Annotated in this window: 12 protein-coding genes; 5 read left to right on the plus strand and 7 right to left on the minus strand. The window is 45.0% G+C overall.

Annotation, left to right across the window (positions count from 1 at the left end; translation table 11 throughout):
* Positions 1–96: 96 nt before the first annotated feature.
* The gene (locus PPO43_RS12110) at positions 97–960 is read left to right on the plus strand and encodes an Rpn family recombination-promoting nuclease/putative transposase (protein ID WP_272621336.1); all 864 of its coding nucleotides are present in this window, start codon (positions 97–99) and stop codon (positions 958–960) included.
* A gap of 214 nt (positions 961–1,174) precedes the next feature.
* On the opposite strand, the gene PPO43_RS12115 is transcribed toward PPO43_RS12110, so the two are convergent.
* Together PPO43_RS12115 and PPO43_RS12120 are read right to left on the minus strand one after the other, a co-directional pair.
* Positions 1,175–1,828 (minus strand): transglutaminase-like domain-containing protein, encoded by a 654-nt coding sequence (locus tag PPO43_RS12115; protein WP_272618137.1) that lies wholly within the window; start codon positions 1,826–1,828, stop codon positions 1,175–1,177.
* Positions 1,829–1,850: 22 nt separating this feature from the next.
* Positions 1,851–2,213 carry a VOC family protein gene (locus tag PPO43_RS12120; protein ID WP_272618140.1) on the minus strand — a complete coding sequence of 121 codons (363 nt, stop codon included), beginning with the start codon at positions 2,211–2,213 and terminating at the stop codon, positions 1,851–1,853.
* 275 nt (positions 2,214–2,488) lie between these two features.
* Between PPO43_RS12120 and PPO43_RS12125 the strand changes: the two genes are divergently transcribed.
* On the plus strand, positions 2,489–4,159 hold the full coding sequence (locus PPO43_RS12125) for a peptidase S8 (RefSeq protein WP_272618142.1): 1,671 nt from the start codon (positions 2,489–2,491) through the stop codon (positions 4,157–4,159).
* A gap of 231 nt (positions 4,160–4,390) precedes the next feature.
* Here PPO43_RS12125 and PPO43_RS12130 read toward each other — a convergent pair whose 3' ends face one another.
* Positions 4,391–5,326, minus strand: a complete 936-nt coding sequence (locus PPO43_RS12130) for an alpha/beta fold hydrolase (RefSeq protein WP_272618144.1) — start codon at positions 5,324–5,326, stop codon at positions 4,391–4,393.
* Positions 5,327–5,347: 21 nt separating this feature from the next.
* The gene (locus PPO43_RS12135) at positions 5,348–5,956 is read right to left on the minus strand and encodes a TetR/AcrR family transcriptional regulator (protein ID WP_272618146.1); all 609 of its coding nucleotides are present in this window, start codon (positions 5,954–5,956) and stop codon (positions 5,348–5,350) included.
* Between the two features lie 261 nt (positions 5,957–6,217).
* Between PPO43_RS12135 and PPO43_RS12140 the strand changes: the two genes are divergently transcribed.
* Both PPO43_RS12140 and metG read left to right on the plus strand, forming a co-directional pair.
* Positions 6,218–6,649, plus strand: coding sequence for a hotdog fold thioesterase (locus tag PPO43_RS12140; RefSeq protein ID WP_272618147.1), 432 nt, complete (start codon positions 6,218–6,220; stop codon positions 6,647–6,649).
* Positions 6,650–6,724: 75 nt separating this feature from the next.
* A complete protein-coding gene (gene metG, locus PPO43_RS12145; protein WP_272618150.1) occupies positions 6,725–8,899 on the plus strand; it encodes a methionine--tRNA ligase in 2,175 nt (724 codons plus the stop codon).
* Positions 8,900–9,057: 158 nt separating this feature from the next.
* Here metG and PPO43_RS12150 read toward each other — a convergent pair whose 3' ends face one another.
* The 3 genes from PPO43_RS12150 to asd all read right to left on the minus strand — a co-directional run bounded on the left by PPO43_RS12150 (position 9,058) and on the right by asd (position 11,381).
* Positions 9,058–9,702, minus strand: coding sequence for a thioredoxin family protein (locus PPO43_RS12150; protein ID WP_272618152.1), 645 nt, complete (start codon positions 9,700–9,702; stop codon positions 9,058–9,060).
* A 237-nt stretch (positions 9,703–9,939) separates the two neighbouring features.
* Entirely contained in the window at positions 9,940–10,221 is a 282-nt protein-coding gene (locus PPO43_RS12155; RefSeq protein ID WP_272618153.1) for a hypothetical protein, read from the minus strand.
* A 278-nt stretch (positions 10,222–10,499) separates the two neighbouring features.
* Positions 10,500–11,381, minus strand: coding sequence for an archaetidylserine decarboxylase (asd, locus tag PPO43_RS12160; RefSeq protein WP_272618155.1), 882 nt, complete (start codon positions 11,379–11,381; stop codon positions 10,500–10,502).
* A gap of 197 nt (positions 11,382–11,578) precedes the next feature.
* Here asd and PPO43_RS12165 point away from each other — a divergent pair, with 197 nt between their 5' ends.
* Positions 11,579–14,083, plus strand: a complete 2,505-nt coding sequence (locus tag PPO43_RS12165) for a CHAT domain-containing protein (RefSeq protein WP_272618157.1) — start codon at positions 11,579–11,581, stop codon at positions 14,081–14,083.
* Positions 14,084–14,208: the final 125 nt, after the last annotated feature.

Below are 14,208 nucleotides of genomic sequence, written 5' to 3' on the forward strand. Positions count from 1 at the left end.
TTAGTCTATATAGTTGATGGTATACGCAGTTTTTAGTCCTGCATTTTTTTATCACCTCATTGAAATGCCTTAATTTTGGAAAAAGAAGAAAAAAAGATGATCAAGGATCGCTATATCAATCCACTGACCGATTTTGGCTTTAAGAAGCTTTTTGGCGAGGCTGCCAACAAAGACCTCTTGATCCATTTTCTCAATCAATTGCTCCCCGAAAAGCATCAGGTGGAAGACCTAGAGTATCTACCAAGCGAACGCTTGCCTTCCAGCTTTCTGGACCGAAAAGTTATTTTTGATATCTATTGCACCAGCAACCGAGGCGAACAGTTTATTATTGAGCTGCAACGCAGTAAGCAAAATCACTTCATCGACCGCTCTATTTTTTATAGCACTTTCCCCATTCAAGAACAATCCGAAAGGGGCGATTGGAATTTTAAGCTCTGGCCCATTTATACGATCTGTATTCTCGATTTTAAGATCAATCAGCCCAACCCTCATAATCGAGTAATCCGCTATGTACAGCTCAAAGACCAAGACAAAGAGCTCTTCTTTGAAGACCTCACTTATATTTATATCGAGCTGCCTAATTTCACCAAAACCCTAGATGAGCTAGAAGATCTACAAGATAAATGGCTTTATCTTTTCCGCTATTTGGCCAAATTAGAAGATCGGCCCGCAGCGCTGCAAGAGCGCATTTTTATTCGGCTTTTCCGTGCCGCCGAAATTGCTAGCTACTCTATTGAGGAACGCCAAAATTATGAGGTCTCCCTCAAAAAGCACCGAGATATAAAAAATGCTATTGACACGGCCCTAGAAAAAGGCAGAGCCGAAGGCTTGGAAGAAGGCGCATTAGCGGCCAAAAAAGCCATGGCCAAACAAATGCAGATCGCCAACTTCCCACTAGAACAAATTGCTCAAATTACTGGCTGTAGCCTAGAGCAAATCAAAAACTGGCTAAAAGATTAGCCCTAAACGATATAAAGCTTGAACCTACTGAGGTTCAAGCTTTATTAGATCCTACAGGCCCGAAGGGCCGCAGGCTGAGCTGCCGAAGCAGGGCCGCCGAAGGCGGCAGACCCAAGGCTTTTGAAGCAAAGCGAAAAAGCCTGCAGGGCCGAGCAAACCTGCGAGCTGCGAAGTGGAGCGACCCGCCCGCAGGGTGGGGCAGCCCCAAAAAAAATTAAAAATCAACAATAACGTCTTTGCTATGAATGCGCTGCTCAAAAATATGAGGATAATAATGGCGAAGTTCCTGAATGAAAAGCGCAAGAGGAAGGTCCTCAAAATGGCCATATTCCTTTTCATAACGCATAAAGGGCTGCCCCGATTTATCCGACTCTTGAAAGATGGCTTCATCCTGCCCATTGAAATCTAAAGGAGCCACATTGAGGCGCTCACAAAGGGTTTTGTTAAAAACGGGAGTGAGTTTTATCCAGCGATTGTGTAAAAAAACCTCGGTATAGGCATGAAAAACCATGAGGTCCGTACGCAGATATTCCTCCACTTTTTTCGTGGCCAAATGATTGCGAACATTGGCAAATCCTAGGCGGGCGGGAATCTCAATGGCCCGTAAACAACTGGCAAAAAGGACTGATTTCTCGACACAATAGCCATAGTCTTTTTGCAAAATATGGCTGGCCCGCAAAGCCTCCTTTTTGAGGCGGAGATGATAGGGATAGTAGCTCCAACCATCTCGAATAGCGTAATACAGGGCCTGAACTTTCTCTGCGGGACTTGCAGCCTGAGCCGTGATTTTTTGCGCATAACTTTGGATATCGGGATGCTCAGCCTCTATAAAATAAGTGCTAGCCAAATAAGGCGATAGATCTTGCATAATGATTGATTTTTGGATGAAATTAACTGGCCTCAGGCGCTGCTTTTTCGGACCAAACCGCCAACTCATTGCCACTAGGTTCTATAAAGTGAAAGCGAGCCCCTCCAGGAAAAACGAAAATCTCTTGACTAATTTGGCCACCCGCAGCTTGTACTGCTGCCAAACAAGCAGGCAAATCTTCAGCATAAAGGACCAACAAAGCCCCTCCTGTTTTGACCGAAGAGGAGAGGGGCGCCTCGTAAAATCCCCCCTCAAAGTTAGAGGCAAAAAAAGCCGTGTAGGCAGGGCCATAATCCTCAAACTTCCATTTGAATACTGTTTTGAAAAAGGCTTTGCTGGCGGATAAGTCCTTGGCCGCGAACTCTATATAAACTGGTTTTGTCATTGGTAGAGTAGTGGTTATTTATGTTTTTTAAATTTAATTTATGTGAATAGAATATTCTTTAAAATTGCTTAAGAATAGAACTAAAAGCCCTGTTAATGGGGGCTTTAGAGCGGAATAAAATTCTGTTCGTGACATTGTTTTTTATATAAAAAAATTAGTTTTTAATATTTTGTGAAACAAAATTACAAGCTCCACGTAAAAAACAAACATACCTCACAATCCCCCTTAAGGATGGATGATTGAAACAAGGTTTTTCACTTTAAAAAACCTAAGATATGAAATCCCCAATCTTACCCCTTCTTTTTTTGGCCCTTCCCCTTTTTATCTGGGCTCAAAAGCCAGTAGCAACTGGCAACATGCAAACTTCATTAAGTTGCCTTGGCTGCTTTGTAAGTCAACCAGAAATGGCCTTTGATGCGAGCACGAGCACGGCCGCTATTATGGACCCTACGGCCTTGCCTTTGTCTACAATAGGCTATGTTTCTCAAGACTATTCTTTTGCCGCCCCTTTAGCTATAGGCTCTGAACTTCGCCTGGATCTTGCGTTTAGTGATAATAGCATTCTAGCAGGTCTTTTAGGTACTTTAGCGAACTGTCTTGTTTTCGATCGTTTAGAAGTTGATTTGCTAAATGGAACCACTGTAGTTAGTACTTATGGTGGTAGCTCTGGAACTTCCTTGGCTGAACTAGATGTAGTTGATGCCGCTAGCTCTAGATTTAATTTGCTCATTCAGGTCCCAACGGCAAACGTAGATGGAATTCGCATACGAACTGGAGCATTGGTTTCTTTAGGCCTAGGTATTGCCCCTTCCTCTTTAGAAATTTATGATATTAAAGGAATGCCCACAGACCGCTATTATGCTAGCCGATTCACAGGGAATTCTGGCCAAAATGGCTTGGCGTTGACTCTTTGCCTCGGTTGTGGCGTACTCAATGAGGCACATGCCGCTAGCCTAGGAGGCGATCCTAACTCTCAATACGCTCAAATGCGCTGGGATATTGGCCTAAGTCTTTTAGGAACAGAATACCAATATGCCGAGTACGACTGGGGCGCTAGCCCTAACCTCGATCTATTAGGCGATGCCGATGGAACAGCCGATGCCGTACTAATCCAGTTACAGGAGGTGGCCTTAGCTGATTTAGGACTAGATTTAGGCAGCAATATTTGGGACAATAATGGCTTAGCTGTAATGGCTCACTATACAGATGGAAGCAATAACCTACTCGATAATAGCTCTCCTCTTTTGTCCGCCAATTTGCTAGGAGTAGGCTCTGGCCGCTTCCAATTGGTCCTCAATATTCCCCCAAGCAAAACACTAGACCGTGTTGAGGTCCGCCGAACTGCACCAACAGTAGGCCTATTTACAGAACTTAGAGTCTATAATATTTATACAGTTACTCAAGCAAGTTTGCCGCTCAAATTAGCCGAATTTCATCTCAAAAAAGACCTAAAAAAAGGCATCCTTCTCGACTGGCAAACCGAAAGTGAGTACGATATGGACCAAATTATTGTCCAAAGAGCTGGCGAAGACCTCAAGTTTGAAGACCTCAGCGCTATTGATGCCCAAAATGACCCACACCAAAAGGCCAACTACGCCTTTACTGACGAACAACCCAATTGGGGCAACAATTATTATCGCCTTAAATTTCTGGGCTTTGCCGAAAATGATATCAGCTACTCAGAAATAAAAGTGGCCAACTGGCAACACAATACTACTTTCACAATTTATCGTCAAGGCCAAAATCTAAGCATTCAAAAGGCAAACAACCATAAAGAAGAACCACTTCGATTACAGGTCTATAGCCTGCAAGGCCAATTGCTGCTAGAACAAAATTTTGCTAATGCGCAAGCAGATTTTAACACAGCCAATTTGCCGCATCTCTTTCAACTACAAGTTGTAGGTGAAGGACAAGCTTACTATCAAGAGCTAATTCCTAATCCTTAGGCTAAGCTCAAAGTCACCCCTCCTTTTAGACGCCCTCTTTTTTAGAGGGCGTTTTTTTTGGGGCTGCCCCGCCCTTCGGGCGGGTCGGGCTGTTTCGCAGCTCGCTGGTCGCTCGGCCCTGCGCGGGCTGCGCCCGCTGGGTCTGGCCTGCGGCCACCGCTGCCCATCCCTCAGCCAGGTCTAACGTCGCTGCTAGATTATTATTAGCTGTAGTTTTTAGATAAGGAAAGCCTAATCAGCCAAAACGTTTTTGCTTCGTCCCACAAAATTACTCACTACTTCAACCACCTCTTTGTGGCGAAAATGACGAGAATGTCCCCCATGTCGACCATAAAAGACCTCTACCTTGTCCCAACCCGCAGCCAAAGCCCTGATTTTTTCAAAATCAGCAACCTCATCTAGCTCGTCATGGACCAAAAGTACTTCTTGTACGGGCAGCTTGTAGCGCTGCTCATACATATTGTATTGCGAAATATCCCAATCCAACTGCTCCTGAATATTGTTAAAGATTTTGCGGAAAAGCGCATCGGGTACCTGCATAAATTCTTTAAACGTAAGAAAGAAATGATAGGGGATCGGATAGGCCCCCATCATGACTAATTTTTGAATATGGACCTCTTCTCGCTCTTCTAGACCCGCAAAAAAGGAGGCACAAGCACCCAATGAATGCCCTATCAAGGCATAAACCTCTTTTTCTTTGCGAAGCAGCTCTTTCAGGCCCAACATAAAAATGGGCAAATTGCTTTGCTGGCCCGCAGCAGCTCCATGAGCCGCAAAATCAATAGAAATGATGCGGTAATCATCAGATTGGGCCAAAAGCGCCTCAATTAAGCGCTTGAAGTCAGGCGTCATGCCTTCCCAGCCATGGGCCAAAATAATGGTTTTGTTCCCTTCCCCCCATTCAAATAAACAGTATTCATGGCCCTCTACCTCAAACCGACTTTTGTTTTTGGCGCTAGCCAAAAACTCCTTATGCCAATCTTTAATTTTTCGAGGATTGGGCTGCGTAAACAGCTTCCAAAATAATTTTGTAGAATAGTTAGGGGCCAAACTGCCCAAGTTTCGGAAATAAAAGCGCAAAGCTTTTACGGCCAAAGGCAATTCTTGCTTTTTATAAAAATTGCCCAATTCTCCAGCCTGAGCGGCTTCCTTTGCTTGTTGTTCCATAATATACCGATTGGTTTTATTTTATTGTTGAGGACTAGGGGATAGTTGACAATCTCTGAGTATGTTTTGGGCCAAATCTGTGGCATCCAATAAATATTGGCTGTCATTTAGGCTAAGGCTCATAAAAATGGCTCCTTCTAGCAGCGAAAAAATCTGACGGCTGAGTTTGGCTTCATCCAAATTGGGCCGAAACTCTCCAGCCTGCATCGCCTCCAAAATGAGACGGCGAATATGGTTTTCTAGTTTTTTAATCACTTCTACCACCCGAGCCAAAAATTGTGGATGTTGTCCTTGGGCATCTATACCCAAATTAAGAATAGGACAACCGCCAAAAGGGATGACAAACTGATGATAATCTTGATAAAACTGTAGGATGGTCGCCAATTTATCCATTGGACGATCTACGGTATCCACCCTTTTCATAATGGCTTGACTGAGTCGACGCAAGTTATAATTAAAGGCTTCTAGGGCCAATTCTTCCTTATTTTGGAAGTGGCCATAAATGGCTCCTTTGCTAAGCCCACTCGCTTGGCAAAGATCAGTTAAGCTACTCCCTATATAGCCTTGTTGATTAAAAATAGGGGCCGTCTTTTCTATAATATGTTGCCGCGTTTTGGCCGATTTTTTCATTGCTATTTTGTTGTTATACTGTAAAATTACAAAAAATACCGATTGGTTTATTTATATTGCAGCGGATTAATATTTTTTTAATCCAAGGTCACTATTGGCCCAGCGCTGCGCAGCGGTGGCCGAAGGCCAGACCCAGCGGGCAAAGCCCGCGCAGGGCCGAGCAGACCTGCGAGCCGCGCAGCATAGCGGCGGCCGACCTAGCCAAAGGCTAGCCGGCCGCGGGCCCCAAAACATCATTATACCAATCAAATATTTAGAGTTATGTCTATTTGGAGAAGAACAGCCAGCCTCGCCCAGCTCAATCAGTTATCGGAAAATACCGTTGTGAGTTATTTGGGCATTGAGTTTATAGAAATTGGGGAGGATTATTTGAAGGCGAGAATGCCTGTGACGGCGAATCAGGTGCAGCCAGCGCGGATTTTGCATGGAGGTGTTTCTGTTGTTTTGGCCGAAACTTTGGGTTCTGTGGCCTCTGTCCTTTGTATAGATGAGGATAGTGGAAAGCAGCCTGTGGGCTTAGAAATCAATGCGAGTCATTTGCGTTCGGTGCCAGAAGGAGGCGAAGTAGTGGGGATTTGTCGGCCGGTTCGCATTGGTCGTCAGGTTCACTTTTGGGAGATAGAATTGCAAGATGCAAAAGAGCGACCTATTTGTCGAAGTCGCCTTACTGTCATGCTAAGAGATGCTAAATAAGCCCTTTGAAAAGCCCTTTTTTAAGGGCTTTTTTTTATTTTGGCGCCCTTGATTCGAGACTTTACAAAAAGAGATATGTCAAAGAAATATACGCTTACTGCAGCCCTTCCTTATGCTAATGGGGCCTTGCACCTTGGCCATTTGGCGGGGGCCTATTTGCCTGCCGATATTTATGCCCGTTTTTTGCGCCGACAAGGCAAAGATTTGGCTTTTGTTTGTGGTTCTGATGAGCATGGCGCGGCCATTACGATTCGGGCCAAAAAAGAGGGGCGGAGTCCTCAAGAAATTATTGACCATTATCATGCGCTCAATAAAAAAACTTTTGAGCAGCTCGGTATTTCTTTTGACATTTATCATCGGACCAGTAGTGAGTTGCATCATAAAACGGCTCAAGATTTCTTTTTGCAGTTGTTAGAAAAAGGCGATCAGTTTGAGCAAAAGACCACAGAGCAGTATTATGATGAAGATTTCAAACAGTTTTTAGCCGATCGTTATATTCAGGGAACTTGTCCAAAATGTGGACATGAGGAAGCTTTTGGCGACCAATGTGAAAAATGTGGCTCGACGCTTTCGCCTACAGAACTGATCAATCCGATTTCTACGATGAGTGGGAAAACACCTGTGCTAAAAGAAACTAGCCATTGGTATTTCCGTTTGGATCAGCATGAGGCTTGGCTCAAAGACTGGATCGAGAAGGGGCAGGTAGATGGTCAGCAATTGCATGATCCCAGCCAATGGCGCAAACATGTTTTGGGCCAATGCCTTTCTTGGATTGAGGGGGGACTGCAACCTAGAGCCATTACTCGCGATTTGGATTGGGGAATCAAATTACCCATTGAAAATGCCGAGGGCAAGGTGCTTTATGTTTGGTTTGATGCCCCCTTGGGCTATATTTCAGCCACTAAGGCTTGGGCCGAAGAACAAGGCAAAAACTGGGAAGATTACTGGAAAGGAGAGGATACGGAATTGATTCATTTCATTGGAAAGGACAATATTGTTTTCCATTGTGTGGTTTTTCCCGCCATGCTTAAAGCGGCAGGCGATTATGTTTTGCCCAAAAATGTTCCTGCCAACCAGTTTTTGAATTTAGAGGGCAAAAAGTTTTCTAAATCGAGAGGTTGGGTAATCGAACAACATCAATATTTGCAAGACTTTGCCGAATTTCCCAATAAGGAAGATGCGCTTCGCTATGCCTTGATTCGCAGTTTGCCCGAAAATAAAGATGGCGACTTCAAATGGGAGGAATTTGTGGCCCTACATGATAATGAGCTAGCCGATAACTTGGGGAATTTCTTCAATCGAGTACTCAGCTTTATTCAAAAATATAGCGCTGGCAAACTGCCTGCGGCTGATTTAGATTTGCTCATTCAGGGATCTGAGGGGGCTAGTGAAAGCAGCTATTTGAAGTTTTGCCAAACAGAGATTTTGCCTTTGGTGGAGCGTTTGGAAAAAGAAATTTTGGCTTTTGAGCTGCGCCAAGCAATTCAAACTGTGCTAGAACTCTCTCGTTTGGGCAATGGAATGTTCCAGAACAACTCGCCTTGGAAATTGGCCAAGGATAATCCAGAAGCAGCAGAAGTGCAAACGGTTTTGGCCCTTGGGGTACAGATTGCCGCTTGCCTGAATATTTTGCTAGAGCCATTTTTGCCTTTTGTAGCCAAGAAAATGCAGGAGCTTCTCAATTGGTCGGATGATTTGAATTGGGAGGGCTTAAAAGAAAAATTGGCTGCAGGAGAAAGCCTTTTGGCAGTGGGCCATGCTTTGGCAGAACCCAAAGTCATTTTTGCCAAAATCAACAATAAGAAAGATAAGCGCTGGTCCGATTTGATTGCCCAACAAGAGCAATTGTTGCAAGATCGGCTCAAGGCCTTAGAAGCGGAGGCCAAGCGCAAGGCTCAAGAAGAAGCCAATCAAAAGCGTTTGCCTGAGATCGAGTTTGATGATTTTACCAAGGTAGAAATGCGTTTGGCCAAGGTAATTTCGGCCAAAAAAGTGAAAAAGGCAGATCGTTTATTGGAAATTGAGGTAGACTTGGGCGGAGAAAAAAGAACTGTAGTTTCTGGTTTGGCCAAATTCTATACGCCCGAAGAACTTTTGGGCCAACAGGTTGTGATGGTGGTCAATTTGAAGCCCAGAAAGCTCAAAGGCATTGAGTCGCAGGGAATGATTTTGACGGCCGAAAATCCCGATGGCAGCCTCTCTTTGCTCCAACCCTGGAAGGGTATGCAAGATGGCGCCTTGATTAAATAGATCCCGTTTTTTGCATCTAGAAAGGCGCGAAGCCGACCCAGCTGGAATTCTATGAGGGGTTTAATCCGCCGAAAAGGCAGCCCAAAAAAAAGAATTAAAAGCAAAAGGGCGATCAGAGAAAAATCTGATCGCCCTTTTTAGCTTTGTTGGTCCATATTTTAGCGTTGGACCGTGCTTTTGTATTCTTGTTGGAATTGCTCCCAGGGGGTTTTTTTGTAGTGGTCATCGGCTAAGTAGTGCAAAATGGTATCAAAAATACCCACTTCTAAATAGCCAGGGATGCGTTGGATGAGTTGAAAATCCTCATTGAGGAAAACTACGGTCGGGTAGCTCATTTTCCCATCAAGTAAAACAGCGGCCAGCTGATGATAGCCTCTGCGGCCTTGCGGAATATACTTGAAGGTATTGCCAGCAAAGAGAATATCTTCTCGGTATTCGGCATCTAGTTTTACGGGATAGAAATTGTTATTGAGGTAAGCGGAAATTTCCTTTTGTTGAAAGGTGTTTTTGTCCATTCGCTTACACCAACCGCACCAATCCGTATAAATGTCAATAAAGATTTTTTTGCCTTTATGGCCTGCAGCCTTATCGGCTTGGAGCTGGGCTACGGCCTGCTCATAGGTCATCCAGTTTACGTTAGACAAAGGTTCTTCTTCATTTTCTTCAACTGATCCTCGGAAGCTTTTGAGCTCAAAAGTGGCGCTATCGGGAGCTTCAGCGCTAAGCGCATTTGGCGTACTCGAGCTACAGGCGAGGTAGATTCCAGAAATAGAAAGAACTAAAGTAGTGGCAATTCTGAACATATAATAAATCGTATTTTATAGACAGCTTGCTGTCTTAATTGGGGGGATAACAAAAATGATGTGGGTCTATTTTTGTTTATGTGATAACACAAGAACGCAAGAGTTTTGCCCTTAGATGAATGTCTAGCAACCTTTTGTTTATATTTAACAGAGCTCAAGATTAACAAAAGAAAGGCCAATAATAAAGCCCCCTTTTCTCCATTTGAAAAAAGGGGGCTTTTTAAAAAGCAGCCAAGCTTACTTTTTGGTTCGCTCATATTGGTTCATAAACATAGCCGTATGCGCCAAGAAACGCTGGTCGGTAAATTTTTCGCCTAGGGTGCTGTTGAGGAGTTCTTTGGTGCTATCTTCCATGGGCTTTTGCTCTAGTGCAGATACTACATCAGCCTCTAAACGCGTCTTTAGTTTTGCCCAGTAAGATTTTACATGAGGGTTAATCATGCTGCCATTAAACTGTTTATTGAATTCCATCAAGAGAATGTCTACCAACTGTTCTAGGTCCTTTGTATAATCGGCCATCGTTTTAATTTTTATGGGATAAGTGAGAAATCGTGTTTAAAATTGCTTGCTAAAACTACAATCTATTTCCAAATTTTCAAAACGATTTTCAGATCTCCTTGGGGCAAAAAAAGTGAGCAGCTACTTTCCCCAAAGTAGCTGCTCTGTAATCCCCATGATTTACCCCAAACTTAATTGAAGTTAGAGCAAGTATTTCCTTTTGCTCTGTTACAAATCTACAGCAAGAAATAACTGTTTTTATAGGCCTTTTTGGCAAAGAGTAAATTTAGGTATTATACTTAGCTTCCAATTTGCTCGCCCATCCGAACAGCTGTTTCCATCCCCCGACGGCTATTTTCCAATAAATCGGCACTCAACTCAAATTGTCCAGGCTCCAACAACATCACTACCGTAGAGCCCCCAAAAGCAAAGTATCCCATTTCTTGCCCCTTTTCTAGTTGGGCGTTGGGCGGATAACTAAAATGAATGCTGCCTACCATCGTAGCCCCCACCGGCGCCAACAAAATATCGCCCCGATCAGCCGTTTTTAAAAGACTATACGCCCTTTTGTTTTCGCAAAATACCTTAACAAAATTCCTCGCTAAAGCATAAGGCGAAACTGAATAATACCGCCCCACAATCTGCTTGGCCTCCTCGGCCTGCCCCGCATAGGGAAAATGATAGCGATGATAATCATGCGGCGCCAACCGAATAATCAATAAACTCCCCTTGGCATAACGCTCAGCCAAAGCTTCATCGCCCAAAAAACGCTTCAAATTAAAGGCCTGCCCCTTCACAAAAAAAGCACGCAGCTCATCAATATGCTCAAAAGCTAGAAGCTTCCCATCAGCCGGAGAAACTAAACCCTCTCCAATGGGCCGTGCAGAAGGATGCAGCTTGCGACAAAAAAAGGCATTGAAGTTCTCAAATTCCTCCACTGTCCGCAAAGCCTCGCTCATATCTATATTGTAGGCCGCCACAAAATCCGCAATTTTCTTAGCCGATTTTTCCTTATCCATCCGCCGCCCATACCAAGCCGACAAAAATTTTCTACGCACCAATAACTCCAAAGGCAGTTTGCCCAAAGGACTCTGATACAAAAACCGAATGTACTTTTCCGCTGGCGGCCGCTCCTCACAAAGCGCTCCCGTCTTGCGGTCTATATATTGTATTCCTTGCATGCTCGCTTTTTTTGACAATTATTTATCTTTTGGGGCCTCCCGCAGCCAAGCTGCGGGCGCTACGTTTCGCAGCTCGCAGTTCTGCTCGGCCCTGCGGCAGCCAAGCTGCCTGGGTCTGCGGCTGCGCCGCACTGCTCCACATCGCTAGGCCTGCGGCGGCTTCGCCGCCTGCTTTCTCCAATTACAGCAAATCGCCTATGAAATTAGTAATACGTTTAGTTTTCTTTTTCCTCCCTTTTTGCCTTTGGGCCCAAGTAGAGGATTTACAGCAACAAGCTCGGCAAAAATGGAGCTTGGGCCAAGAAAAACAAGCTTTTTTTCTAGCCCATAAAGCCCTGCAGGCTACAAAAGACCAACCCAATGCCGCCCACTATAATAGTTTGCTACTCCTTTTTGAACTGCATTTTGAATTGGGCCATATCGAACAAGCCCGACAGTATGGCGCCCTAGCCCTACAACTTAATGAACAAGCAGGATTCCGCTTGGGTTCAAGCCAATTCCTCTATAAACAATTGGCCCGCCTAGAACAGCTCGCTGGCCAATATGAAGCCGCTGAGCTTTTTCTGATGCAAGCCCAAGAACAACTGCCCCCTCTGCTCGGCCCACCTAGCTTCGATCGCCTAGAACTCTTGGCCCAATTGGCCGAAATCTATCAGCTCAAGGGACAAGAATTTGCTGCCCAACAAATTTATGACAAAATTTTGCAGCAAAAAAATATCCCCAAAATCGATCGCCTGAAATGGCTGTATGGGGCCGCCCTGCTGGCCCAAACAAGCAGCAATTGGCCCAAAGCAGAGGCCTTATTCCAAGAAGCCCTAGCCCTTACTGGCCCAACAGAAGCCTACCAAAGAGAAGTCTTAAATGCTGCACTAGCCAAAAATGCCTGGAAAATGGGAAAAGCCGCCTTGGCCCAAAAACGCTATACTCAATTGTATCAGCAGCGGCAAAAGCAGCTGGGCCAAGATCATCCACTCACTTTAGCTTTAGCTGGAGAAATGGCCTACTTCTATGAAAGTCAAGGCCAATTGGACCAAAGCCAAGCCCTAATGCAGCTGCATATCCAAAGCCTTATTCAAGAAATTGATGAATTGGCCCAATACCTTAGCTACCAAGAGTTTTTAAGGGTTCAACAAAGCTTGTCCCCACAAATCCATCGCTTTGTCGCTTGGGTAGCTCGACAACCCCAACAAAAATGGCTTAAACTATTGGCCCAACTCCAACTTGCTGTACAAGCTAGGGGACAAGAGGAGGCCAGCGCCTTTAAACAAGCGCTCTCTGCCTTAAAGGAGCCGCATTTTATGGACCTAAAAATGGATTGGGAAGAAAGCAGCCAACTCCTCGCTCAAAGTTATCGCTTAGGCAAGGATAAGGCTGCGCTGCGCTTTGAACAAGCAGAGCTCAAAGCAAAACTAAAGACCCTAGAAAAAGAACTAAAGGCAGCACTCCGCCAAAAAGAAATTCCCTTCCAACCTGCCAATGCCCAATTGGCGCAATTACAGGCTCAATTAGATAGTACAGAGGCTGCCATCAATATCTTTCATTATCAGGACCATAACGGCCAAGATTGGCAAAAGGAATCCAATTTGGCCGCCCTAATCTTTACGCAAGATAGCCTCTTGCTTTGGCAACCTTTAGGGACCGAAGCCGCAATTAGTCCTGTCTTATCGCATATCTTCCGCCTGCAATCGACCGCAGATATTAACCGCAGTTATTTATCTATTCCAGCACTGAGCGAATTACTCGATCAGCAGCTTTGGCAACCTTTGCGCCCCCATTTAGTAGATAAAAAGCGCTTGCATCTCCAATTGCCCGCTATCTTGCAGGTCCTTTCTTTTGAGGCCATTATGCAAAGCCACAATAAGCATTATTTGATTGAGGATTATGAAATCAATTATTATAGCAGTTTTCAAAAGCTAAAGCAAGAGCAGGATTATGCCAATAAAGCGGCTTTCCTTATGGGCGGAGTCGATTTTGGCCAGAAACCCAAGCGCAGCCCTTGGCTAGCTTGGGAACCCTTGCCTGGCAGCTTGAGCGAGGTCGAAAATTTGGAGGTGCTCTTGTATAATTCTGCCTGGGAAAGCGAACTCTACACCTCTGGGGCCGCCAATGAAGTTCGCTTTTTGGAAATGCTCAAAGAGCGGCCCTTTCGCTTGATTCATTTAGCGACTCATGCCTACTTTTTTGAACCCAATACCGCCGAAACAACTGGAATTAGCTTTGGGGAATCGCCCAATAGGTTAAGCCTAAAAGAACAATTGGCCCAAGAAGAAGAACAGCCCCTAATGCGTTCGGGTTTGGTCTTTGCTGGCGCCAACTTGAGTTGGCAGGGACCCGCTAGTAGCTCTATGGCCGAGGCCGATGGCATCCTTACGGCCTTAGATTTATTGAGCTTAGAGCTAAAAGGCTGTGAACTCTTGGTCCTTTCCGCCTGCCAAACTGCTTTGGGCCAAAGAAGCGCACAAGAAGGCTTGCTTGGACTGCCTACGGCTTTTCGCCAAGCAGGAGTAGACTATTTTATGGGCAGCCGATGGAGCATTAACGATAAGGCTACCGCTATTTTTATGGGCCTCTTTTATGATTACTATTTAGCTGGAGATCCGCCCCAAACCGCCTTTAGGAAAGCCCAATTGGCCCTAATGAAAGAAGAAAAAGGACGCTATGCCCATCCTTATTATTGGGCCGCTTTTCAGTTGTTGCGCTAGTTTGGAGGAGACAGGCGGCAAAGCCGCCGCAGGCCTAGCGATGCGAAAGGGTGGCCGTCAGGCCAGACCGAGCAGGCAAAGCCTGCGAAGGGCCGAGCGAATAGCGAGCCCTGAAGCGTAGCGCC

Source organism: Saprospira sp. CCB-QB6 (assembly GCF_028464065.1).
Classification (GTDB): domain Bacteria; phylum Bacteroidota; class Bacteroidia; order Chitinophagales; family Saprospiraceae; genus Saprospira.

Coding starts and splice junctions, on each gene's coding strand:
- PPO43_RS12110 (WP_272621336.1), top strand. CDS start 97: ATGATCAAGGATCGCTATATCAATCCACTGACCGATTTTGGCTTTAAG.
- PPO43_RS12115 (WP_272618137.1), bottom strand. CDS start 1,828: ATGCAAGATCTATCGCCTTATTTGGCTAGCACTTATTTTATAGAGGCT.
- PPO43_RS12120 (WP_272618140.1), bottom strand. CDS start 2,213: ATGACAAAACCAGTTTATATAGAGTTCGCGGCCAAGGACTTATCCGCC.
- PPO43_RS12125 (WP_272618142.1), top strand. CDS start 2,489: ATGAAATCCCCAATCTTACCCCTTCTTTTTTTGGCCCTTCCCCTTTTT.
- PPO43_RS12130 (WP_272618144.1), bottom strand. CDS start 5,326: ATGGAACAACAAGCAAAGGAAGCCGCTCAGGCTGGAGAATTGGGCAAT.
- PPO43_RS12135 (WP_272618146.1), bottom strand. CDS start 5,956: ATGAAAAAATCGGCCAAAACGCGGCAACATATTATAGAAAAGACGGCC.
- PPO43_RS12140 (WP_272618147.1), top strand. CDS start 6,218: ATGTCTATTTGGAGAAGAACAGCCAGCCTCGCCCAGCTCAATCAGTTA.
- metG (WP_272618150.1), top strand. CDS start 6,725: ATGTCAAAGAAATATACGCTTACTGCAGCCCTTCCTTATGCTAATGGG.
- PPO43_RS12150 (WP_272618152.1), bottom strand. CDS start 9,702: ATGTTCAGAATTGCCACTACTTTAGTTCTTTCTATTTCTGGAATCTAC.
- PPO43_RS12155 (WP_272618153.1), bottom strand. CDS start 10,221: ATGGCCGATTATACAAAGGACCTAGAACAGTTGGTAGACATTCTCTTG.
- asd (WP_272618155.1), bottom strand. CDS start 11,381: ATGCAAGGAATACAATATATAGACCGCAAGACGGGAGCGCTTTGTGAG.
- PPO43_RS12165 (WP_272618157.1), top strand. CDS start 11,579: ATGAAATTAGTAATACGTTTAGTTTTCTTTTTCCTCCCTTTTTGCCTT.